At 62.5% G+C, this 23,103-nt stretch carries 18 protein-coding genes, 1 CRISPR repeat array and 1 riboswitch (1 of these 20 cut by a window edge); of the genes, 8 read left to right on the top strand and 10 right to left on the bottom strand.

Annotation, left to right across the window (positions count from 1 at the left end):
• Nucleotides 1-45 precede the first annotated feature (45 nt).
• Nucleotides 46-122: riboswitch (S-adenosyl-L-homocysteine riboswitch) on the bottom strand.
• 56 nt (nucleotides 123-178) lie between these two features.
• Together AAFL97_RS19765 and AAFL97_RS19770 are read right to left on the bottom strand one after the other, a co-directional pair.
• The gene (locus tag AAFL97_RS19765; protein WP_445954547.1) at nucleotides 179-766 is read right to left on the bottom strand and encodes a hypothetical protein; all 588 of its coding nucleotides are present in this window, start codon (nucleotides 764-766) and stop codon (nucleotides 179-181) included.
• A 51-nt stretch (nucleotides 767-817) separates the two neighbouring features.
• Nucleotides 818-1,309 carry a hypothetical protein gene (locus tag AAFL97_RS19770; RefSeq protein WP_341646381.1) on the bottom strand — a complete coding sequence of 164 codons (492 nt, stop codon included), beginning with the start codon at nucleotides 1,307-1,309 and terminating at the stop codon, nucleotides 818-820.
• 130 nt (nucleotides 1,310-1,439) lie between these two features.
• Between AAFL97_RS19770 and AAFL97_RS19775 the strand changes: the two genes are divergently transcribed.
• Nucleotides 1,440-2,552, top strand: a complete 1,113-nt coding sequence (locus tag AAFL97_RS19775; protein WP_341646382.1) for a branched-chain amino acid ABC transporter substrate-binding protein — start codon at nucleotides 1,440-1,442, stop codon at nucleotides 2,550-2,552.
• Nucleotides 2,553-2,732: 180 nt separating this feature from the next.
• A complete protein-coding gene (locus AAFL97_RS19780) occupies nucleotides 2,733-3,155 on the top strand; it encodes a CBS domain-containing protein (RefSeq protein WP_341647207.1) in 423 nt (140 codons plus the stop codon).
• Between the two features lie 112 nt (nucleotides 3,156-3,267).
• Here the strand turns inward: AAFL97_RS19780 and AAFL97_RS19785 are convergent, their stop codons facing one another.
• From AAFL97_RS19785 to AAFL97_RS19820, 8 genes are all read right to left on the bottom strand, one after another.
• Complete coding sequence (locus AAFL97_RS19785; RefSeq protein ID WP_341646383.1) at nucleotides 3,268-4,014, bottom strand: aspartate/glutamate racemase family protein; 747 nt, start codon at nucleotides 4,012-4,014, stop codon at nucleotides 3,268-3,270.
• A 59-nt stretch (nucleotides 4,015-4,073) separates the two neighbouring features.
• Nucleotides 4,074-4,844 (bottom strand): fumarylacetoacetate hydrolase family protein, encoded by a 771-nt coding sequence (locus tag AAFL97_RS19790; RefSeq protein WP_341646384.1) that lies wholly within the window; start codon nucleotides 4,842-4,844, stop codon nucleotides 4,074-4,076.
• Nucleotides 4,841-6,286, bottom strand: coding sequence for a dihydropyrimidinase (gene hydA / locus AAFL97_RS19795; RefSeq protein ID WP_341646385.1), 1,446 nt, complete (start codon nucleotides 6,284-6,286; stop codon nucleotides 4,841-4,843). Before hydA ends, AAFL97_RS19790 begins: the two co-directional genes overlap by 4 nt.
• 34 nt (nucleotides 6,287-6,320) lie before the next feature.
• Nucleotides 6,321-7,601 (bottom strand): TRAP transporter large permease, encoded by a 1,281-nt coding sequence (locus AAFL97_RS19800; protein WP_341646386.1) that lies wholly within the window; start codon nucleotides 7,599-7,601, stop codon nucleotides 6,321-6,323.
• Nucleotides 7,598-8,095 carry a TRAP transporter small permease gene (locus AAFL97_RS19805; protein ID WP_341646387.1) on the bottom strand — a complete coding sequence of 166 codons (498 nt, stop codon included), beginning with the start codon at nucleotides 8,093-8,095 and terminating at the stop codon, nucleotides 7,598-7,600. The genes AAFL97_RS19800 and AAFL97_RS19805 overlap by 4 nt, the downstream gene beginning before the upstream one ends.
• 28 nt (nucleotides 8,096-8,123) lie before the next feature.
• The gene (locus AAFL97_RS19810; protein WP_341646388.1) at nucleotides 8,124-8,435 is read right to left on the bottom strand and encodes a hypothetical protein; all 312 of its coding nucleotides are present in this window, start codon (nucleotides 8,433-8,435) and stop codon (nucleotides 8,124-8,126) included.
• On the bottom strand, nucleotides 8,410-9,123 hold the full coding sequence (locus AAFL97_RS19815) for a TRAP transporter substrate-binding protein (protein ID WP_341646389.1): 714 nt from the start codon (nucleotides 9,121-9,123) through the stop codon (nucleotides 8,410-8,412). The genes AAFL97_RS19810 and AAFL97_RS19815 overlap by 26 nt, the downstream gene beginning before the upstream one ends.
• A 217-nt stretch (nucleotides 9,124-9,340) precedes the next feature.
• On the bottom strand, nucleotides 9,341-10,018 hold the full coding sequence (locus AAFL97_RS19820) for a GntR family transcriptional regulator (protein ID WP_263460423.1): 678 nt from the start codon (nucleotides 10,016-10,018) through the stop codon (nucleotides 9,341-9,343).
• A 270-nt stretch (nucleotides 10,019-10,288) separates the two neighbouring features.
• Here AAFL97_RS19820 and cas1f point away from each other — a divergent pair, with 270 nt between their 5' ends.
• The 6 genes from cas1f (at nucleotide 10,289) to cas6f (ending at nucleotide 19,005) form a co-directional block, all read left to right on the top strand.
• Complete coding sequence (gene cas1f / locus AAFL97_RS19825; RefSeq protein ID WP_341646390.1) at nucleotides 10,289-11,245, top strand: type I-F CRISPR-associated endonuclease Cas1f; 957 nt, start codon at nucleotides 10,289-10,291, stop codon at nucleotides 11,243-11,245.
• A complete protein-coding gene (gene cas3f / locus AAFL97_RS19830; RefSeq protein ID WP_341646391.1) occupies nucleotides 11,242-14,655 on the top strand; it encodes a type I-F CRISPR-associated helicase Cas3f in 3,414 nt (1,137 codons plus the stop codon). Before cas1f ends, cas3f begins: the two co-directional genes overlap by 4 nt.
• Nucleotides 14,656-15,029: 374 nt before the next feature.
• On the top strand, nucleotides 15,030-16,406 hold the full coding sequence (gene csy1 / locus AAFL97_RS19835; RefSeq protein ID WP_341646392.1) for a type I-F CRISPR-associated protein Csy1: 1,377 nt from the start codon (nucleotides 15,030-15,032) through the stop codon (nucleotides 16,404-16,406).
• Complete coding sequence (gene csy2, locus AAFL97_RS19840; protein WP_341646393.1) at nucleotides 16,399-17,370, top strand: type I-F CRISPR-associated protein Csy2; 972 nt, start codon at nucleotides 16,399-16,401, stop codon at nucleotides 17,368-17,370. Before csy1 ends, csy2 begins: the two co-directional genes overlap by 8 nt.
• A 21-nt stretch (nucleotides 17,371-17,391) precedes the next feature.
• On the top strand, nucleotides 17,392-18,438 hold the full coding sequence (gene csy3, locus AAFL97_RS19845; protein ID WP_263460418.1) for a type I-F CRISPR-associated protein Csy3: 1,047 nt from the start codon (nucleotides 17,392-17,394) through the stop codon (nucleotides 18,436-18,438).
• Between the two features lie 3 nt (nucleotides 18,439-18,441).
• Nucleotides 18,442-19,005 carry a type I-F CRISPR-associated endoribonuclease Cas6/Csy4 gene (cas6f, locus tag AAFL97_RS19850; RefSeq protein ID WP_341646394.1) on the top strand — a complete coding sequence of 188 codons (564 nt, stop codon included), beginning with the start codon at nucleotides 18,442-18,444 and terminating at the stop codon, nucleotides 19,003-19,005.
• A 130-nt stretch (nucleotides 19,006-19,135) separates the two neighbouring features.
• Nucleotides 19,136-23,103: a CRISPR direct-repeat array (repeat unit 28 nt; unit sequence CTTCACTGCCGTATAGGCAGCTTAGAAA) (it continues 3,758 nt past the right edge of the window).

Genomic DNA, 23,103 nt, shown 5'->3' on the forward strand with positions numbered 1-23,103 from the left:
GGTGACGCCTGATACGAAAGCAAACGGCGCCACAAACCGGCAGAAGGTTTGTGAGCGCCGTTGATCGGTTGCCGAGCCTGGCCCTTACAAAATCAGATGGGGTCGCAGCGCTCCTCGGCAGGAGCGGAATTGTATCGGCTCGCGACAGCGCTTGCCAATAGCAGCCTGCTCGGCCCGGCTACCACCAGTACGGGTGAAAAGGGTAAGGCGCGAAAAACGGATGGCGGTAGTAGGGGTAGCCGTAATACGACCGGCCATACCCCCAACCGTAGCCCCAAAAGGCGCCGTCACGTGGATACACGTAGGTCTGGCTGGTGCGCACCACCTGGCCGTCGATGAAATGCACGTTGAAGCGCGTGGCGACGCCCGGGCCATTGTTGCGGATGTTCCAGTCCCACACTTCCTCGCCCGACAGCTTGAAGGTCTGCACCGAGCGATGCTGGCCGAGCATGCGTTCGACCTCCTCCGGCGTCATGCCCTTCTGCACCCGCACAAGGTTCTCGCTTTCGAGCGCGTCCCACTGCCGCAACACCATGCCGCCCTGGTCGACCTGCACCATCAGGCAGGTATGGCCGTAAGGCTGGGTGGCGTACTCCAGCGTGGTCGTGCCGTCGTCGTTCTGCCAACGCCGGCTCGGCTCGCCCTTGGCGGCCAGCGCCTCGGCCTCGGTGGTGAAGGGACGGGGCGGCTCGAAAGTCGCGCAGCCCGCAAGCTGCAGCGCCCCTGCAAACATCAGCAGCAGCCCCATCCCGCGCAGCCAGCGCATCGGGAACGAGGTCGCAGTCCGGGTAGCGGTCTGGCTCATGACAGCCTCCATTCAGCGTCGATATTGCGTGTAGCGGCCCGTGCCGGTGACCCTGCCGTCGGTATTGAAGGACACGGTGAAGAACACCGGGTCGCTCGTGCCATCGGGGCCGTTGGAAATCTTCCACTCCCACACGGTTTCCCGTTTCAGGCGGAAGAACTGGCTGCGCGCCGGCTTGCCCAGCAGGCGACGCACTTCGTCGCCGCTCATGCCGTTGACCACGCGGGCGAAGTTCTGTTCGTTGAGCACCTGCTCGACGCTGCGCAGTATCTCGTCCGGACCGATCGTGATCATGAAGCACTCGGTGCCTTCGGGCTGGCGGGTGAACTCCCAGGTCACCGAGCCATCGTCGTTGCGCCACTCCATCTGCGGCGGGCCGAAACGTTCGCGCACCTCCGCCGCCGTCGATTCTCCAGGCTTGAGTTCGCGCAGGTTGAAGTAATCGCAGGCAGTGATGCCGATTGCCGACAGCACGGCGCACAGCCAGGCAAGCAAGCGTTTCATGTCATCGATTCCTCAAGGGTTTGCCCGGCCTGCCGACGACAGGCCGCTGGGCTAGAATCTGCCATCCACCATGGATTTGCAACGCCCCTGCAATGACTCTTTGCAAACTATGCACCTTCCGGAGACGCACATGAAGAAGACCCTGCTTGCACTTGCCCTGGTCGGCATCGGCTTTGCCGCCCAGGCGCAGACCGTCGTCAAGATCGGCCATGCCGGCCCGCTGACCGGTCCGATCGCCCACTTCGGCAAGGACGGCGAGAACGGCGCCCGCCTCGCGCTCGAAGACGCCAACGCCAAGGGCCTGGTCATCGGCGGCCAGACCGTCAAGTTCGAACTCCTCAGCGAAGACGACCAGGGCGACCCGCGCACCGCCACCACCGCGGCACAGCGCCTGACCGACGCCGGCGTCAAGGGCGTGGTCGGTCACACCACCTCGGGCGCCTCGATTCCCGCTTCGCGCGTCTATGAACAGGCCGGCGTGCCGGTGATCACGCCGTCGTCGACCAGCCCGAAGCTCACCCAGCAGAACTACAAGGTCACCTACCGCGTCATCGCCAACGACCTGCAGCAGGGCGAAGCCATGGCCAAGTACGCGATCGAGACGCTGAAGGTGAAGAAATTCGCCGTCATCGACGATCGCACCGCCTACGGCCAGGGCCTCGCCGACTCCTTCGCCGAAAGCATCAAGAAGCTCGGCGGCGAAATCGTCGGCCGCGAATTCACCAACGACAAGGCCACCGACTTCACCGCCATCCTCACCAAGATCAAGGCCCGTTCGCCCGAGGCCATCTTCTACGGCGGCATGGATTCGCAAGGCGCACCGATGCTGCGCCAGTTGCGCCAGCTCGGCATCCCCGCCACCTTCCTCGGCGGCGACGGCAACTGCACCAGCGAAATGCTCAAGCTCGCCGGCGACGCCATGAACGAGAAGGTCTTCTGCACCCAGGCCGGCATCCCGCTGACGCAGATGCCCAGCGGCGAAGAGTTCCTGTCCCGCTTCAGGCAGCGCTTCAACGCCGACGTGCTGGTCTACGCCCCCTACGCCTACGACGCCGCCACCGCGCTGATCGAAGGCATGAAGGCCGCCGACTCGACCGATCCGGCGAAATACCTGCCCGCCCTGCAGAAGGTCGACTTCCAGGGCGTCACCGGCCACATCGCCTTCGACGCCAAGGGCGATATCAAGGAAGGCGGCGTCAGCCTGTACAACTACGCCAACGGCAAGTGGGAGCCGGTGCAGTAAGCGGCACCATCATGGAAACCGGCGGGGGCGTGGATCCACGCCCCCGCCGCCGTTTTACAAGCCCCACGAGCGCCCCGGACAGGCATCTGTGCAATGCTTGCCAAATATCAAGATTGTCAAACGGCTTCCGGCCTAGAGTGTGATCAGGTTCTCATCACAACATCGATACGGGAGCGAGACATGACAAACCGCGACATTTCCTTCATCGTCAAGGACCAGAATCCCCTGATGCTGCGCCCGACCGACACCGTGCAGATGGCCTGTCAACGCATGTGCGAACGCAACGTGGGCGCGGTGCTGGTCACCAACGCAAACGCCCGGCTGGAAGGCATCTTCACCGGCCGCGACGCGGTGCAGGCAATCGCCCGCGGCGGCAATCCAGTCGAAGTGCCGCTATTGGAGGTCATGACTGCCAATCCGGACAGCATTACCCCAGACCTCAAGGCAATCGACGCGCTGCGCCTGATGTGCGACGGCGGCTACCGCCATCTGCCGGTCGTCGCGGACGGTGCCGTTATCGGCATCGTGTCGCGCAGCGACTTCAAGGGGCTGGAGCTGGATCAGTTCGAGGATCAGCAGAGCTTGTGGGAGTGCATTTGCTGAGCGAAGCGGGCCGCAGCATCCGGCCCTGACCCGACATCGAACGGGTCACCGCATCGACGCCCGGGCAGGAATGCGCCGGGCGTTTTCGTGTCCCGCGGGCAGCCGCCCGGGTTCAGGCACCGTGGGCGATGGCGCGTTCGAGCGCGGCGGGCAGGCCACTGGACGGTTTCGATGGCGGCAGCGAGAAGGAGCCGCTGCTGGCCTTGCGCGGCTGCAGCGTGACCAGGGCTTCGGCCACCTTGATGCTGGCGGCGACGCTTTCCACCAGCGGCACGCTGACGCGATCGTGTACGCGCGACGCCAGCCCGGCCAGCGGCGCGCCGGCAAGGATCACCACCTCGGCGCCGTCTTCATCTGCCGCCCGCTGTGCCAGCGCCACCAACAGGTCTTCGTTCTCCTGCTGCACGCGGCTGACGTCGGCGACCTTGGCATCGAGCATGCGGATGCTGGCGAGCCGTCCCTGCAGACCCTGCCATTCCACGCATTCGCGGTACCACGGCTCCAACCGGCTGGAGAAGGAAACGATGGAAAAACGCCGTCCCAGCGGCAGCGCCATCAGCATCGCCGCTTCGGCCAGGCCGACCACCGGCACATCGAACAGCTCGCGCGCGCCGCCGAGACCGGGGTCGCCAAAGGCGGCGACCACGACTGCGTCATAGCTGCCGGCGCGTTCGGCCATCACTTCCAGCACCACACGACCGCCGATGATGGCTTCGGCGCGGGTGGCGATGTAGGGCACACCGTAGGGCGCGGTGACGAAATCCAGTTCGGTAGCGGACGCGGCCGCCGGGCGGGCGACGGCTTCGATCTTGTCGGTGACGCTTTGCGAGGTATTGGGGTTGATGACGAGCAGGCGCATGGACGGGTCTCCGAAAAAAGGGGTCGGCTGGAACGGGACGGGCGGCGCACCACCCGCGATCAGATCACATCGATCGCGACACGGCCGACGTCCGCATAGCGGGCGCACAGGCGGTCGCCGGCGCGCGCAGGGTACAGGCCGGTCCAGGTGCCGGTGGTGACGAGGTCGCCGGCCTGCAGCGTGCTGCCGTACTGCCGCTGCGCGTGGCGGTTGAGCCAGGGCAGCAGGTGGAGCGGGTCGCCGAGCGGATGGCCGCCGTGCTGGCGTTTGTATTCGGCGCCGTTGAGGGTGATGGCGACCTCCCCCGCGTCGTCGCTGTCGCGCCAGCCGCCGTCGCGCCGTTCGCCGAGGATCAGGCAGTGGTTGTTCTGCAGATCGGCCAGGTAGAAGGTGGCCGGCAGGTTTTCGCCGGTAGCGCGGATGTCGCATATCTCGATCGCGGCGAACACCGTGCCGATGGCCGCGCGCACCGCCGCAGCATCGGCGTCCGGCGGCAGGGGCCGGGCGAATTGCACCGCCAGTTCCACTTCCACGCCGATCAGGGTATGCGCGCGCGCGGCTGCAAAGCGGAAAGGCAGGCCGCCGGTGTGCAGGATGGCACCGTCGGCAATGGGAGACGAGGTCGGGCGCGCGCTGCGGCTGCCGGCGCCGATCTTCCATGCCCGCGGACGGCCATCGGCGAACCAGCCCAGCGCGCTGCCGGTCTGCTGCTGCACCAGATAGGCGCTGACCTCGTCCGCAGGCGCCAGCTTGCGCGCCTGCGTTTCGGTGAGCGGCGTGCCGCTGAGCCAGGCGGTGATCAGCGCTTCGCTGAGCGGATGCGTGCTCATGTGTTTCTGCCTCGCGTCTTCGGGCGTGCAGGAGCCGGCAGGCCGCAGGGCTGGAACTGCCCCTGGCCGGGGCGGCCGAGGAATTCGCCGTCGCGCCACACCGCCTGGCCGCGCACCAGGGTCAATGCGGGCCAGGCGCTGACTTCGATGCCTTCGTATGGCGTGTAATCGACGGCATGGTGCAGATCGGCGTTGCGGATCGGGCGCGGCGCATGGGTGTCCCAGATCACCAGATCGGCGTCGCTGCCGACCGCGATGGAGCCCTTGCGCGGATACAGGCCGTAGGTCTTGGCGACGTTGGTGGCGGTGAGCGCGACGAACTGGCAGATGTCCAGCCGGCCGCTTTGCACGCCGTGCGAGAACAGCAGCGGCAGCCGGGTTTCGACACCGGGGATGCCATTGGGGATCTTGTCGAAACTGGCCTTGGCTCCGGCGGCCTGCTTGCCCTGCGGATCGTCGATGGAAAAGGGCGCGTGGTCCGACGAGAACACCTGGAACACGCCATTCTCCAGGCCGTCCCAGATCGCCTCCTGGTTGCCCTTGTCGCGCGGCGGCGGGCTGCAGATGCACATGCTGCCGCGGCGGTGCGCGGCCTCACTGTCGTCGATGCCGAGGTCCTCGGCGGACAGGAACAGGTACTGCGGGCAGGTTTCACCGTAGATGCGCATGCCGCGCCCTTGCGCCCAACGGATCTGTTCCATCGCCTCGCGGCCGGAAACATGCACGATCAGGATCGGCACGTCGACGAGCTGGGCGTAGCTGATGGCACGGTGGGTAGCCTCGCGCTCCACCAGCATCGGCCGCGCTTCGGCATGGTAGCGCGGCGCGGTATGGCCGGCCGCGAGCAGACGCTCGGTGAGCCAGGCGATGCAGTCGGCGTTTTCGGCATGCATCATCACCATCGCGCCGTGTTCGCGCGCGACCGCCAGCACGTCGATGATCTGGCGGTCGTCGAGCTTCAGGTCATCGTAGGTCATGTAGATCTTGAACGAGCTGTAGCCTTCGCGGATCAGCGCCGGCAGCTCCTCGGCCAGCACCTGCGGCGTGGGGTCGGAAACGATCAGGTGGAAGGCGTAGTCCACGCTGGCCTTGCCGTCGGCGCGGCGGTGGTAGTCATCGACCGCCTCGCGCAGGCTGTGGCCGCGCTGCTGGCAGGCGAACGGGATGATGGTGGTGGTGCCGCCGCAGGCGGCCGAACGCGTGCCGGTGAGGAAGTCGTCCGCCATGCGGGTGCCGTCGCCGGTGGGCTGGTCGAAGTGGCAATGACCGTCGATACCGCCCGGCAGCACCCAGCGGCCGGCGGCGTCGATTTCCTCGCGGCCGACCGCGAGTGCCCGGCCCAACGCCGCGATGCGGCCGTCGCGGATGCCGATGTCGGCTTCGAAGACGTCGGCGGCAGTGACGCAGCGCGCGTTGCGGATGACCAGATCGAAAATGCTCATGAAGTTCTCCTGCATGCGGAATCCGGCCACATGCTCAGTAGCCCAGCGCGCGCGGCAGCGCGGTAACCAGCGGCGGGAAGGCAATGCACAGCGCCAGCAGCAGGAACTGCAGGCCGATCAGCGGCAGCGACGAGACGATGAGCTGGTTGATGGGCACGCGCGCCGCACTGCTGACGACGAACAGCAATACCCCGGTTGGTGGCGTCAGCATGCCGATGATCAGGTTGAGCACGAACAGGAAGCCGAAGTACAGCGGATCGATGCCGTAGGCAGTGGCGATCGGCGCAAGCAGCGGCACCAGCATGATGTAGGCGGCATTCGATTCCAGGAACATGCCGGCGACGATCAACAGCACCATCACCAGCAGAATGAACACCATCGGCTCCGAGGTCAGCGCCTGCACGAACTCAGCCAAGCGCATCGGCAGCATGTCGATGGTCAGCAGATAGGTCACCGCCGAGGCGAAGGCGATCAGTGCGCCGACGATGCCGGTGGTGATCGCGGCGCGGAACATGATGCGCGGCAGATCGCTCAGACAGATGCGGCGGGTGATGAACATGCCGATCAGCAAGGCATACACGACGGCGACTGCCGAGCCCTCGGTGGCAGTGAAGACACCGGCGACGATGCCGCCGATGACGACGAAGGGCATTGCGACGACGAACAGCGACGAGCGCAGCGTGGCCAGGAAGCGGCGCAGATCGAAAGCCTCGCCGGTAGCCGGATAACCCTTGCGATGCGCGTAGTACGAGGCGTAGAGCATCAGCATCACGACCAGCAGCAGCCCCGGCACCACGCCGGCCATGAACAACGCGCCGACTGAAACGAGCGGCCCGGCCATATAGCAATACACGATCATCGCGGCGCTGGGCGGCAGGATCGCGCCGAGGTTGGCCGAAGAGGCGATCAGCGCCGCGCCGAAGCGCTTGTCGTAGTGCCTGGACATGGTCGGCATCAAGGTGCTGGTAAGCGCGGTGGCGTCGGCCACCGCGGTACCCGATACCGCCGCCAGCGACGCCGACGACAGGATGGTGACGTGCGCCAACCCGCCGCGCACGCGGCCGACCACGGCATTGGCCAGCGCGATCAGGCGCTCCATGATGCCACCGGCCACCATCAGTTCACCGGCCACCATGAAGCAGGGAATGGCGAGCAGCGGAAAGGAGTTCAGCGCGTACATCATGCGCTGCGGGAACACCGCCCACTCCACGTCGCCGGCGCTCATGCCGGCGAAGGCGGCGATGCCCAGCGCGAACGCCAACGGCATGCCCAGCAGCGCCAGCAGGAAGAAGCCGGTAATGGCAACGGTGGTCATGCGGCTTCCTCCACGGCGGCGGCGGGCGCGGCGCAGCGCAGCAGTTGGTCGAACAGGTGCAGCGCGGAATGCGCGCAGCCTACAGTGACGGCCAGATAGAACCAGCCAGTGGACAGATCGAGCGTGGGCATCATCTGGTCCCAGCTATCGCCTGCGACCAGTGCCGCCTGTACCGCAACGATCGACATCAGCAGGCCGCTGACGAGGCGCACCGCCGGTTGCAGCGCGCGCTGCAGCCATGCCGGAAAGCGCCGCGCGACCACGTCGATGCCGACGTGTGCGGAGAGCTTCACGCCATGGGCGACGGCCATGAACACCGACCAGACGAAGGTCAGGCGCGAGACCTCCTCCGCCCAGTCGAGCGAATACGAAAACGCATAGCGCAGCAGCACCTGGGTGGAGACCACCCCGATCATCACGATCATGCAGCTGACGATGGCCCAGCGCGATACCGCATCCAGGCCGTCGAGCGCCTGCTTCAGGGCTTGGCTCATGGCGGACTCTCCTGTCGGGGCGGGGCGCTCAGCGCGTCGCGTTCAGCACGGCATCGACCAGTTCGGCGCCGGCCTTGGCCTTGACGGTGTCGACGATGCCGGCGGTGGCCTGCTTCATCGCCTCGCGGAACTCCGGCGTCACCGCATCGAACTGCACGCCGCGCGCCTGCAGGTCGGCCAGCGCCTTGGCGTCTTCGCTGGCGGCGTTGGCGCGTTGCGAGGCGACGGCATTGCCGATCGCGTCGATCACCACTTGGCGCAGTTCCGGCGACAGGCCGTCCAGCTTCTTCTTGTTGGCGGCGACGACGACGAAATCAAAGAAATGGCCGGTGTCCGACACATACTTCTGCACCTGGTTGAAGTTGCGGTCGCGGGTGACGGCATAGGGGGTTCTCCTGGCCGTCGAGCACCCCTTGCTGCAGCGCCGAGTACACCTCTTTGATGTCCATCGTGACCGGGTTGGCGCCCATCGCGCGGAAGGTGCTCAGGTGCGTTTCGTCCGGCTGCAGGCGGATCTTCAGGCCCTTGAGGTCGTCCAGGCTCTTCACCGGACGCACGTTGTTGGTCAGATGGCGCGAACCCAGTTCCATGTAGCCGAGCGCGGCAAAACCCTTGTCGGCCAGTTTGGCGGATATCTGCTCGCCCACCGGGCCGTCGATGACGCCGAAAGCCTGTTCGCGGTTCTCGAACCGGAACGGCAGCGACAGCACCGACAGTTCCGGCACCGTGCGCGACAGGTAGGCGGTGGAAATCCAGGTCAGGAACACCGCGCCGGAGCGCACCTGGTCGACGTTCTCCTGCGCACCGCCCAGTTGCATCGCCGGGAACACGGCGACCTTCAATTCGCCCTTGCTGTTCTTTTCCACTTCGGCCTTGAACTGCTCCATCGCCACCGAACTCGTATGGTCGTTGGGGAAGTTGCCGACGATGCGCAAGGTTTGAGCAGCCGACGCGATGCCGGCGCCGATCAGCCCGGCGGTGGCGATGGTGGTGCACAGCAAGGTGCGAGAGAACATCTTCTTCAGCATGGCAAGACTCCTTGAGGAGGGAGAAGGCATGTCCAATATAGGGCATGTTCAACGGATTGCATACAAAAATAAAAACAACTTTTCGTGCACTTCTTTAAGCAAAACCCTTGCCAGGTTTACGCCCGCATCTGGCTCAGACATAAAAAAACCCGGCAAGGCCGGGTTGATCTCCCATGTCCGCCACGGCGTGGCGCGCAGCCGCCGGCATCCGCGGAAATCACGACAGCATTTCCGTCCATGGGATGGACTGCTTGGCCTTTTGCGCCAGTTGCAGTTCGCGCTCGATGTGATCGAGGTGCGCCAGCATGATGCGAATCGCATCGTCGGTGCGCTTCTCCTCGATCGCCCTGACGATTTCCGCATGCTCGTGGTCGGGGCAAGTGGCGGTCTTGGGACTGTCGTACAGCGCGATGATCAGGCAGGTAAACGGACACAGCTCGTTCATCAGCTTGCTGATGAAGGCGTTGCCGGCCAGCTCCGCCAGCAGCATGTGGAATTCACCGGTCAGCTTGATCAGCGCGCGGCGCTCGCCGTGGCTGCGCATGGCGTCCTCGGCCGCCAGGTGCTCATGCAGCCGGCGTAGATCGTCCGCACTGGCGCGCGCAATCACGCTACGGATGATCTCCGGCTCCAGCAGGCGCCGGGTGGCAAACAGGTCGCGCGCTTCCTGCACGCTGGGGCGGGTGACGAAGGCGCCGCGGTTGGGATGCAGACGCACCAGGCCATCCTTCGACAAGGTGGTCAGCGCCTGACGGATCTTGGTGCGGCTGACGCCGAAAGCGGTGGCCAGTTTTTCTTCCGCGAGCTTGCCGCCGGGGGGCAGGCGGTGCTCCATGATGGCCGCCGTGATGTGCTCGGCGATATCGGCGACATCCGGTTTGGGCGTGTCTGGCACGGCAAGATCCTGAAGTGAACAGTCGATATTGTACCCAGCCACCATCATGTGATAACACAATTTTTGCACCAAACATTGTATTCAATAGCCTCATCTTTGTGCATTTCGAGGTGCGATGCACCATGGCAAGGCGCGAAGATGGTGCGCAGCGGCCTCGCCAGGCAGCAACGAATCGGCTTGCCAACGCCAATTCCTGCACCCTAGACGTCCGCCAGGCCACTCTATACTCCATGGCGATGCGAACCGCATCTTCCAACCGCTGAATCCGGAATGAATGAAATATCGCCCGCGGACCTCAAGACCATCCTGCACTCCAAGCGCGCCAATCTCTACTACCTGGAGCACTGCCGGGTACTGGTGAACGGCGGCCGCGTCGAATACGTTACCGACGAAGGCAAGCGTTCGCTGTACTGGAACATTCCGATCGCCAACACCACGACCTTGCTGCTCGGTACCGGCACCTCCATCACCCAGGCCGCCATGCGCGAACTTGCCAAGGCCGGCGTACTGGTCGGCTTCTGCGGCGGTGGTGGCACGCCGCTCTTTGCCGCCAGCGAAGTCGAATGGCTCTCGCCGCAAAGCGAATACCGCCCCACCGAATACCTGCAACGCTGGGTGAAGTTCTGGTTCGACGACGGCAAGCGCCTGGACGCGGCCAAGGCCTTCCAGTCGGCCCGCCTGCAACGCATCCGCGAGTCCTGGCTGGACAGCCGCAGCCTGCGTGACGCCGGATTCGAGGTAGATGCCAGCGCCCTGACGCGAGCACTCGATGCTTCCTACGAGGCGATTCAAACCGCCCCCGACAACACCTTCCTGCTCACCGAGGAAGCGCGCCTGAGCAAACACCTGTTTGCCCTCGCCACACGGGCGGTGAGTTACGGTGATTTCACCCGCGCCAAGAACGGCTCCGGCAGCGATCCGGCCAACCGCTTCCTCGATCACGGCAATTACCTGGCCTATGGCCTGGGCGCCAGTGCCGCCTGGGTACTCGGCATTCCCCACGGTCTTGCCGTGCTGCACGGCAAGACCCGGCGCGGCGGGCTGGTGTTCGACATCGCCGACCTCGTCAAGGATGCGACCATCCTGCCCCAGGCTTTCATCAGCGCAGTCCGCGGCGACGAGGAGCAGGAGTTCCGCCAGGCCTGCATCGAAAACCTGACTCGCAGCGAATCCCTCGATTTCATGATCGACACCCTCAAGTCGGTGGCCGAGCGGGTCGGCGCATGAATGTCCTGCTCATCAGCCAGTGCGACAAGCGCGCCCTGACCGAAAGCCGGCGCATCCTCGACCAGTTCGCCGAACGCCGCGGCGACCGTACCTGGCAAACTCCGATCACCCAGGCCGGCCTGGACACCCTGCGCAAACTGTTGCGCAAGACCGCGCGCAAGAACACCGCCGTCGCCTGCCACTGGATTCGCGGCAAGGATCACAGCGAACTGCTGTGGATCGTCGGCGACGCCAGCCGCTTCAATACGCAGGGTGCGGTACCCACCAACAGCACCCGTCGCAATGTGCTGCGCGCGGGTGATGAAAACGACTGGCACAGTGGTGAGGACATCAAGCTGCTGGCGCAGATGGCCGGTCTTCTGCACGATTTGGGCAAGGCCAGCGTGGCATTCCAGCAGCGCTTGCGGCGGCAGACTCTGGAAAAGAATCTCTACCGTCACGAATGGGTCTCCCTGCGCCTGTTCCTCGCTTTCGTCGGCAAGGACGACGATGCCACCTGGCTGAAGCGCCTGACCGAACCCGATGCCGACGATGATGCGAGCTGGTTGGCCGCCGACCGCTACCACCGGGACGGGCTGGATGACTCAGCTTCACCGCCTTTCAAGAATCTCCCGCCACTGGCTGCCGCCATTGCCTGGCTGGTACTGACCCACCACCGCCTGCCTATGATCCCGGTGCAGGACATCAAGACCGGCCTTCAGGACTGGCTGGGCAGGAAATCCCCGTCTTTCAATCCCGCACAACTGCCGACCCTGCTCGACGGCATTGGCCACGACTGGAACGAAATAAGGCAAAACGCCAGTGCAGCCGATATCGTCCCCTACTGGCAATTCGACCACGACCTGCCCGTCCTGCTGCCCAAATGGCGGGCACAGGCGGCAAAACTGGCCATTCGTCTGCTCGCACTACACAGCAAGACTGACAAGCACGACTGGCTGGACAACCCTTACGTCATGCATCTGGCCCGCCTGAGCCTGATGCTGGCCGACCACCACTATTCCAGCCTGGCAAGGGATTCCAGCGAACGTGTGCGCGGCGACGTACCCGGGCCGCTGTATGCAAATACCGACAAGACCGGACAACTGAAGCAGCCGCTGGACGAACATCTGCTGGGCGTAGCCCGGCTGGCCGGCAGCATCAGTCACGGGCTACCCGGCTTCGAACGACATCTGCCGCGACTTGCCCGCCACCGGGGGCTGAAGAAGCGCAGCGCCAGCGAACGCTTCCGCTGGCAGGACAAGGCTGCTGATGCGGCTGGCGGCCTGCGCGAGCAAGCTGCCGGGCATGGCGCCTTCATCGTCAACATGGCCTCCACCGGCTGCGGCAAGACCCTGGCCAATGCCCGAATCCTCCATGCTCTGGCCGATCCGCAGCACGGGATACGCACCACCTTCGCCCTTGGCCTGCGCACCCTGACCTTGCAGACCGGGCGCAGTTACCGCGAAGACCTACATCTGGATGAGGATGAACTGGCCATTCGCGTCGGCGGCAGTGCCAGCCGGGCACTCTTCGAGTATTACCAGGCCCAGGCCGAGAACAGCGGCTCGGCGTCGATCCAGCAATTGCTCGAAGAAGACAGCCATGTCCTCTACGAAGGCCAGCCGGCAGAACATCCCCTGCTGACCAGGGCAATGCATGACGAAACCGTGCGCTCCCTGCTCGCGGCCCCGATGCTGGTCTGTACCATCGACCACCTGATGCCCGCCACCGAAGCTCAACGTGCCGGACGCCAGATCGCGCCGATGCTGCGCTTGATGAGCAGCGATCTGGTGATCGACGAATTGGACGATTTCGATCTCGCCGACCTGCCGGCATTGACCCGTCTGGTCTATTGGGCTGGCCTTCTCGGCAGCCGGGTGCTGCTATCGTCCGCGACCCTGCCCCCATCGCTGATCGACGGCCTGTTCCAGGCTTACCGCGCCGGACGCATCCACTATCGGCGCAACCGCGGCCCGGACGGAGAATCGACGCGCGCTCCAGACATTGCCTGCTTATGGACGGATGAGTTCGGCGTGCATACGGCCTCTTGCAGCGATGCACAGGCCCATGCGCTTGCACACCAGGATTTCGTACAGCGCCGTGTAGCGGCGCTCGACCGCGCCATCGAGCGGGATGGCCCGAGGCGCTGCGGTGAGCTGTTGCCGCTGCGTATCGAGGCAAAGCAGGAACATGCCATACGCCGCGCCTTTGCCGAGGCACTGCAGGCCGCCATCCTCGTGGCGCACAACCGCCATGCCGAAATCTGCCCGCACAGTGGCAAACGCGTCAGCTTCGGACTGGTTCGCATGGCCAACATCGAGCCTTTGTTCGACGTTGCACAGGCGCTGCTGCGCCTGGGCGCACCAGAGGATTACCACATCCATCTGTGCGTCTATCATGCGCGCTTTCCGATGCTGCAACGTTCGGCAATCGAACATCGGCTGGACGCCTGCTTCGACCGTCGCAACCCTGGCGCGGTCTATCAGCGAGAAGACGTCCGCAAAGCCATCGAAAGCTTCCCGGAGCCCAACCATCTCTTCGTCGTTCTCGCTTCGCCCGTCTGCGAAGTCGGCCGCGATTGGGATGCGGACTGGGCCGTGGCCGAGCCCTCGTCGATGCGAGCGCTCATCCAGCTTGCCGGCCGCGTCCAACGCCATCGAAACCAGCCCTGCCAGACGCCCAACATCCTGATCTTCGACACCAATCTGCGTCACTTTTCCGCAGATCGAGGCAGTGATGGCTACCCGCGCGCAGCCTTCATACGCCCCGGCTTCGAGGACGAGCACGGCCTGGCCGGCGCGCCGTTCCGCCTCTCCAGCCATCGCCTCGGCACCCTGCTGCGCGAAGACGAATACCGGACAATCACCGCCCGTCCGCGCATCCAGCCGCGCCCCCGGCAGGACTGGCACCCCCAGCGCAGCCTGGTCGACCTGGAACATGCCCGGCTTTTCGCGCAAATGCAGCCCAAGCCGCGAGAGTCTCAAGTCCTGCCAGCCCAGCGAGGCGTCAAGCCACAGGAATTCGACTTGGATGCGGCTTGCGTTTGGCAATTTCCTCGCGCCGCGCTGACCTGGGCGCTACCGCAGCAGCAACCATTCCGCGACGACACGAACCGCGACTGCGAATTGCTGTTCCTGCCTGACGAGGATGAAGAGCACCTGGAACTTCACCTCATTCACGAGGAAGCACGCCACGGCAAACCGGCGATCTATACCAGCGCCGAAAGCCGCATCGAGCACCTGCAACTCGACTTCGGCCCACGCATCGGTGCCTGGGGAGAGGACAACCTGATGGCGCTGCTGCACGAACAGGCTGAAGCCCAAGGCATGTCGTTACGGCGTTGCGCGGAGCGCTTTACCACGGTGAGTGTGCCGGACAGCACACAGGGGTGGCGGTATCACCCGATGTTGGGGTTCGGAAAGAAAAAATAGGGCCGGGCAACAACCTCCCGGCCTAAAGCTACCTATTCGGCAGTTAAGTTAGTCAACGCCTGTTCCGCGTAGATTTCCTGAACTATCTATGCGATAGTGGATATGCCATCATCCAAAAGTCGAGATCAATACCAGCTCCGCTTAGATGGATAAAAATCCTGCCAATCGCTGCAACGACTGGCAGGAGGGAACTACAGCAACCCGCCGGTTGGCCCCGGCCTACACAGACGTAGGAGGATGAGATGAGTCAACGACTCCGATCCAGAAGACAGTAACCATCAGAATCGACTTCGTTGCTTCAACCCCACGGCAAGCTGCCGTGGGGATTCTACAGGCTTGGCTTCCGCCAAGTCGATTGACGAGGAATTCTCCACATGACCGAACCACCTGAACGCAACTTACGTGCTCAAGCTTTCCGGCAAACCATCACCACCTTCATCACCGATCGCCGAGATGCCAAGCTCAAAGGCCTGAGCAACGAAGCCACAGCTCAGATCGCCGCCAAATACGACTATCAAGAATGGCTGGCCGATGCTGCACGACGGATCACGCAAATCCAGGCAGTCACCCATGTGCTTAAGGCCACTCACCCAGATGCCCGCGGTACCAACCTGCACATCACCCCTGACAACCTGCCCCGGCATGAAGAAATCGGCACCCATCTATTGGGCAACGACTATATCGACGACATCGTCGGCAACGCCGCCGCGCTGGACGTATACAAGTTCCTCAAACTGGAAGTCGATGGTCACCGTCTGCTCGACTGGTTTCAGGCTGACGATGCCGATCTGCTGCGCGCCCTTCACGAAGACGAAGCAACCGCTCGGCAATGGGCGGACGCTTTCAAAGGACTGATCCGCCCACCTGGTGCTCCCGCATCTCATAGCCTGGCCAAACAGATATATTGGTGCGTCTCCGGTGAGCCGGCCGACAACAACGGCTTCCATCTGCTGCAACCATTGTTTTCCAGCAGCCTCGCCCATGCGGTGCATCAGGAAATCAACGACGCACGCTTCGGTGAAACCAACAAAGCCGCCCGCCAGGCCCGACGCGAGAAGAAGGCGCATGACATTTCCTATCGCGACTACCGCAATCTGGCCACCCGCAAACTCGGCGGCACGAAGCCTCAGAATGTAAGCCAACTGAATAGTGAACGCGGCGGACTCAACTACCTGCTGGCCTCGCTGCCACCTCGCTGGGATCAGGATCGGCCACGGCAATTCCTGTTCATCGAATCGGCTCTGGCACGCTTCCGCCGCTTTGAAGGCGTCACTGAATTGTTGGATGCCTTGCTGGCACTGCTGAAAGACAATCCCGCGCCAACCATGCACACCCGCATCAAGCGCGAACGCATCGAACGTGCCCTGGGCCAATCCCTGGCCGCCTTCGGGCTCGCCAGCCGGCAACTGTTCCAGCCGGGTTGGACACGCGATGTCGACTGCCGCCTGCCGCTGTGCGAGCAACTCTGGCTCGATCCCGAACGCGCCGAATTGCCGCTCCGTGAAGAAGCCGAGTGCAAGACAGAAGATGAGGAATTCAACGCAGCGCTGGAATGGAAGGACTGGCCGGACGAAATCGCACACCGCTTCGGCAACTGGCTCAACACCATCCTGCTGCAACACGACCTGCCCGTAGGGGATGCCGAGCACGCCCATTGGGCGCGTCAGGCGCTCATCGACGCGGAATGGCCCGCCCCGATGCAACGTCGCGCGGTCACCGGCACAACGAATCAGGAGGCGGCTCATGGCTGAATGCCCTCACTTCGAGCATCTGCTGGTGTTGCCACGCCTGCGGGTACAGAACGCCAATGCCATATCCAGCCCGCTTACCCACGGCTTTCCGTCCATCACTGCATTTCTCGGGTTGATGTGGGCATTGGAACGCAAGAGCCAGGCAGCCGGGCTGGATTTGCAGTTCAATGCAGTTGGTGTAGTTGCCCACTCGCACCAGGAGCAAGTAACGGATAGCGGTTTTGTCCACGGCTTCCGCCTGACTCGCAATCCACTCGACAAAGATGGCGGCAGCGCTGCCATCGTCGAAGAAGGCCGTATCCATCTCGACATCAGCCTGGTCTTCGCCGTACAGAGCCAGGCATTGCTCGACACTCAGGCAGCACCCGCAATCGCCGCTCAGGTGCGCGATCTGCTGGCGGCGATGCGCATCGCCGGCGGCAGCGTGATCCAATCGCATGCAACTCGCAGCCGGCAGCGCCCCTATGTCGTGTCCCTGACCGGAGATACCGAGGGCAGAGAAAAGCTGTTCAACCAGCTCAAGCTGCGCCTGCTGCCCGGTTTCTCCCTGGTAGAACGCAACGACTTGCTGGAACAGCGCCACCAGGATTTGCGGGCGCAGCATCCAAACGCCACACGCCTGGACGCCTGGCTGTCCCTGTCACGCATCAACTGGCACTGGCAGGAAGACAGCAGCCAATGGCAGCACGACCGCAAGGGACTCGGCTGGATCGTTCCGATCCCGCTCGGCTACGGTGCCCTTGGCGAATTGCAACCCGCTGGCAGTGTGACCAACGCCCGAGACCGCGATACCCCTTTCCGCTTCGTCGAAAGCCTTTATGGCATCGGCCAGTGGATCAGTCCGCACCGCCTGCACAACGCGCAACAACTGCTCTGGTATGCCGACAGCCAGCCCGATGGCGGGCTGTACCGCTGCCGCAACGACTACCAGCCGACACCGGTTCACGAATTCGACTTCGATTGATTGTTCATAAGGAATTGCATCATGGCCAATACACCCCTCAAGACCGCCTCCGTCCTCGCCTTCGAACGCAAGCTCGACCCGTCCGATGCCCTGTTCTTTGCCGGTAATTGGGCCACCCGCGATGCCTCGGATAAATGGCAGCCCGTGAAGATCCGCGAAAAATCGGTGCGCGGCACCATCTCCAACCGCCTCAAGACCAAGGATCAAGACCCCGCCAAGCTCGACGCCGCGATCGAAAGCCCCAATCTGCAAACGGTGGACGTTGCTGCACTGCCGCTGGATGCCGACACTCTGAAAGTTCAATTCACCCTGCGCGTGCTCGGAGGCGCTGGCGAACCTTCCGCCTGCAACGACGCCGACTATCGCAACAAGCTCATCGCTACGGTGCATGGCTACGTCCAGCAGCACGGCTTCGTTGAACTGGCTCACCGTTACGCCGCCAACCTCGCCAATGGCCGCTTCCTGTGGCGCAATCGCATCGGTGCGGAGCAAGTTGAAGTGCGAATGGCACACCTCCAGGATGGCCTGGCAGCAACCGAATGGCAATTTCAAGCGCTCGACCACGCAATGCGTACCCTCACTGCGCCATCGGCTGAGGCCGATGATGTCGCTACGCTTGCCAAGTTGATCGAGTCCGGCCTCGCCGGAGCTGCGCATGTGCTGCTGCAAATTACTGCCTTCGTGCGTCTCGGAGCCGGTCAGGAGGTTTTCCCCTCGCAGGAATTGATCCTTGATCGTGGCCGCGGCGATAAGAGCAAGACGCTGTACGCCGTCGGTGAGAAGGGCAAGGAGATCGCTGCCATCCATTCGCAGAAAATCGGCAATGCACTGCGCACCATTGACACCTGGTATCCCAACGCCGACGAGAACGGTCCCATCGCCGTCGAGCCCTACGGCTCGGTCACCACACAAGGCAAGGCCTATCGACAACCGAAGGAAAAGCAGGACTTTTACAGTCTGTTCGATGGCTGGGTTGTCAAAGATAAAGTCCCGGCATCGGAGCAACAGCACTTCGTCATCGCAACACTGATTCGCGGCGGCGTGTTCGGTGACGCAGACAAGGGGTGAAACATGGATCACTACCTCGACCTCACCCTGCTGCCTGATCCGGAGTTCCCCGCCTCTCAACTGATGAGCGCCTTGTTCGCCAAGCTGCATCGCGGCCTGCACGACCTGCACCGCAACGATGTGGGCATCAGCTTTCCGGACGTCGAAAAGGCCGGAAGCGGCCTCGGCTCCCGCCTGCGTCTGCACGGCAATGCCGAGGCGCTGAATCAGTTGATGGCGCTGAACTGGCTAACCGGAATGCGCGATCATCTGAACATCGGTGCAACAGCTCCCACGCCGCAGCAGACCAAGCACCGTTGCGTAAGCCGCGTACAGGTCGACAGCAGCCCCGAACGGCTGCGCCGCCGACTGATGAAGCGCCACAGTCTCGACGCAGCAGCAGCCCAGGCGCGAATTCCGGACAGTGCCGCCCAACGCAGCGACCTTCCCTTCGTCAACCTCCGGAGCAACAGTAGCGGCGAGCACTTCCGCCTGTTCATCCACCACGGTCCTCTGCAAGACTCCGCTCAACCAGGCGCCTTCAGCGCCTACGGTCTGAGTGCCACCGCCACCGTGCCGTGGTTCTGACCCTTTTTTTGGCCAAACTGTGTAGGCCTTGAAAAATCAATAACTTACACAGCCTGACAAAGAAAGGGTTAAAAACACTCGGATCAATTTTTCTCTTTAAAAAATAGCAACTTATCGGGGAAATCAGCTACTTCACTGCCGTATAGGCAGCTTAGAAAAACTGGACGACGCCAAGGAGAAATCCGGGTCGCTTCACTTGCCGTATAGGCAGCTTAGAAATCAGCCTCGATGCCTGGCGAACGGATGCTGAGCTTCACTGCCGTATAGGCAGCTTAGAAATCAGATCCGGCCCCCAGTGTGACGCGGACGAACTTCACTGCCGTATAGGCAGCTTAGAAATTGCGCACGGTCGCCCCGTTCGGCATATGCAGCTTCACTGCCGTATAGGCAGCTTAGAAATTCATGGAAGGGCGAGGGCGCCGGGGTGGTACCTTCCTTGCCGTATAGGCAGCTTAGAAAATGCCACCCCGTCGTCGGAATACCAGATCCCGCTTCACTGCCGTATAGGCAGCTTAGAAAAAAAGTCGCGCTAAACGATGCCAAAACCGTCGCTTCACTGCCGTATAGGCAGCTTAGAAAGACGTCCAGCGCCGCCCGCTGATTGCCGGAACCTTCACTGCCGTATAGGCAGCTTAGAAAGCATGTGCCGGCGCCCGAGTCGGCCGGAGAACCTTCACTGCCGTATAGGCAGCTTAGAAATTCCTCGGTCCCAAAAAACGACTACTGCACGACTTCACTGCCGTATAGGCAGCTTAGAAAGCATCCGCACGAATCGCCCTGTCGTTTTTGCACTTCACTGCCGTATAGGCAGCTTAGAAAACGCGTTCGGCGCCCTCGGTGCTTTCGGTGGAGCTTCACTGCCGTATAGGCAGCTTAGAAAAAGGGCAGCCAGCCGCCGAGGCGGACGGCCGACCTTCACTGCCGTATAGGCAGCTTAGAAAAACATCTACCTGTTCGACTTCGATCACTGGGCCTTCACTGCCGTATAGGCAGCTTAGAAAAAGAGGACAACGTGTCCAGCCTCATCACGCGCTCTTCACTGCCGTATAGGCAGCTTAGAAACACAGGTGCCGGAATGTCGATTGCCAGGGCTCCTTCACTGCCGTATAGGCAGCTTAGAAAAGGCGGATGCCGTCGTAGCACCAGTCCTCAACCTTCACTGCCGTATAGGCAGCTTAGAAAGTTGCGGATCACGCCACGCCAAGTGCTGGCCACTTCACTGCCGTATAGGCAGCTTAGAAAACAGGTCGATCCACCCCTCCACGGCCGGCGCACTTCACTGCCGTATAGGCAGCTTAGAAAGACAAGGGCTCCAGCGCTGCGAACCTGTACAACTTCACTGCCGTATAGGCAGCTTAGAAACGATCAATGCGACCGAGGCATACACCGCCGACACTTCACTGCCGTATAGGCAGCTTAGAAAAGATCTTCACGGTGCGCGAGAAGAAGTGGCGCCTTCACTGCCGTATAGGCAGCTTAGAAAATCACCGTCCGCAGGTTTTCGCCGTAGGTGTCCTTCACTGCCGTATAGGCAGCTTAGAAATGCCCACGTCCCGCGATCCGATTGTCGAGATCCTTCACTGCCGTATAGGCAGCTTAGAAACGCCCAGCCGGGAACCGTCGCAGGGCCTGCGGCTTCACTGCCGTATAGGCAGCTTAGAAAGCCGACATCGATGAGCCGGCCACCCTGGCGGTCTTCACTGCCGTATAGGCAGCTTAGAAACAGGTGGCGATCACATACGAGGACCGCGGCGGCCTTCCTGCCGTATAGGCAGCTTAGAAAAGGAGTTATGCCCCTGAGTCATCGCGTACGTCCTTCACTGCCGTATAGGCAGCTTAGAAATATGACTTCGCCGGGCACCTGTTTTCTTGGGTCTTCACTGCCGTATAGGCAGCTTAGAAATTCCCGAGCCGCGAGCGCGGCATGGGCTGGTATCTTCCCTGCCGTATAGGCAGCTTAGAAAACTGCAGCCAGGGCCCGGACGGCCTGGCGCAGCTTCACTGCCGTATAGGCAGCTTAGAAACGGGGCAGCAATGCCCCGTGTATCCATCGTCTGCTTCACTGCCGTATAGGCAGCTTAGAAACAGCAGGCGATCGGGGGCGCCGCCGGGGTTGCCTTCACTGCCGTATAGGCAGCTTAGAAACCTGGAAGGTCTTGAAGGTCTCGGTTTCGACCTGCTTCACTGCCGTATAGGCAGCTTAGAAATCGATGCGCGCCCCCGAAGGGGCGCTTGCGGACTTCACTGCCGTATAGGCAGCTTAGAAATTCGCCGCCCTCACCTCGCTCGACAACCTGCACTTCACTGCCGTATAGGCAGCTTAGAAATTATCCGCCTCGCACCACAGGGCGATGTAGAGCTTCACTGCCGTATAGGCAGCTTAGAAAAACTGGCAGGTCACGCCGCACGAACTGCGCCCCTTCACTGCCGTATAGGCAGCTTAGAAAGCCAGCAATGCCATCGCCACCCTGAGCCACGCCTTCACTGCCGTATAGGCAGCTTAGAAAATGAGCGCGGCGAGAAAAAGGGGGGGCCTCTCTTCACTGCCGTATAGGCAGCTTAGAAAATTCAGGAAGCACCAGAGAATAAATGGGAAGGACTTCACTGCCGTATAGGCAGCTTAGAAAGCACCGACCCCGTGCGCGCCGTGCAGCGCCTGCTTCACTGCCGTATAGGCAGCTTAGAAATCGACGCCCCCCGCTGCCTCCCGGGCGGCCCCCTTCACTGCCGTATAGGCAGCTTAGAAAGGATCCATGCGCCGAGCCCGGCGCCTCGGGCGCTTCACTGCCGTATAGGCAGCTTAGAAAAAAGGGCAGAAGGAATAGGGCGGCGGTTCCTCCTTCACTGCCGTATAGGCAGCTTAGAAAACGCTCGACTCTCCCCCAGCGGTGCCCACCGCCTTCACTGCCGTATAGGCAGCTTAGAAATCTTCGGCGCCGACCAAGTGCGCGAGTGGGGGCTTCACTGCCGTATAGGCAGCTTAGAAAAGTGCGTCAGCCAGCTTGACCGCTCGGTCTTGCTTCACTGCCGTATAGGCAGCTTAGAAAAGCAGGCTGGCCGTCTTGACGAGATCGGATTCCTTCACTGCCGTATAGGCAGCTTAGAAATTGCAGCACGCGCTTGTCGATGCTGACGAAGACTTCACTGCCGTATAGGCAGCTTAGAAAAGCCAGCCGGCACACCTCGGCCTACCGATCGGCTTCACTGCCGTATAGGCAGCTTAGAAACTCCAGGCGGGCGCAGTAGGCGTCCCCCTCTGCTCTTCACTGCCGTATAGGCAGCTTAGAAAAAGCTGCCCGAGCTGCCGGCAGGTGAAACGATCTTCACTGCCGTATAGGCAGCTTAGAAAATCGACGGTCAGGGGCTGCTGGTGGCCGTGCCCTTCACTGCCGTATAGGCAGCTTAGAAACCGGAAATTTACATCGCCACCCGTCGGCAAGGCTTCACTGCCGTATAGGCAGCTTAGAAAATGTCCGCGTCGGCCTGGCCGAGCTGCCGGCGCTTCACTGCCGTATAGGCAGCTTAGAAATCGCCATCGGCGCGCGGGCCTCGAGGAATTGCCTTCACTGCCGTATAGGCAGCTTAGAAAGTTGCCATTCACCGGGCCGCAGGATCCTCGACCCTTCACTGCCGTATAGGCAGCTTAGAAAAGTTGCCGGGCTACGAGTCCGATGACCCCGAACTTCACTGCCGTATAGGCAGCTTAGAAATGATTCGCCGCGCACGCCTCGCGATGGCCGAACTTCACTGCCGTATAGGCAGCTTAGAAATCCGCGCCGAAACCCGCCGGAGCCGCCGCCGCCTTCACTGCCGTATAGGCAGCTTAGAAATGGTGCAGGCCTTGGTACAGGCAGCCATCGCCCTTCACTGCCGTATAGGCAGCTTAGAAAGGCCTGGCTGCAACGCGGCATCGACCGCACCGCTTCACTGCCGTATAGGCAGCTTAGAAATTGCCGCTCTGGCGTTCGCGGCTCCTGCAGGCCTTCACTGCCGTATAGGCAGCTTAGAAATGGATCCACTTCTCAGCCCACGCATAATCGAGCTTCACTGCCGTATAGGCAGCTTAGAAAAATGCGCCCGAGCAGTTTGAGCGCGATT

Origin of the sequence: Thauera sp. SDU_THAU2 (genome assembly GCF_038260575.1) — a bacterium.
GTDB lineage: Bacteria > Pseudomonadota > Gammaproteobacteria > Burkholderiales > Rhodocyclaceae > Thauera.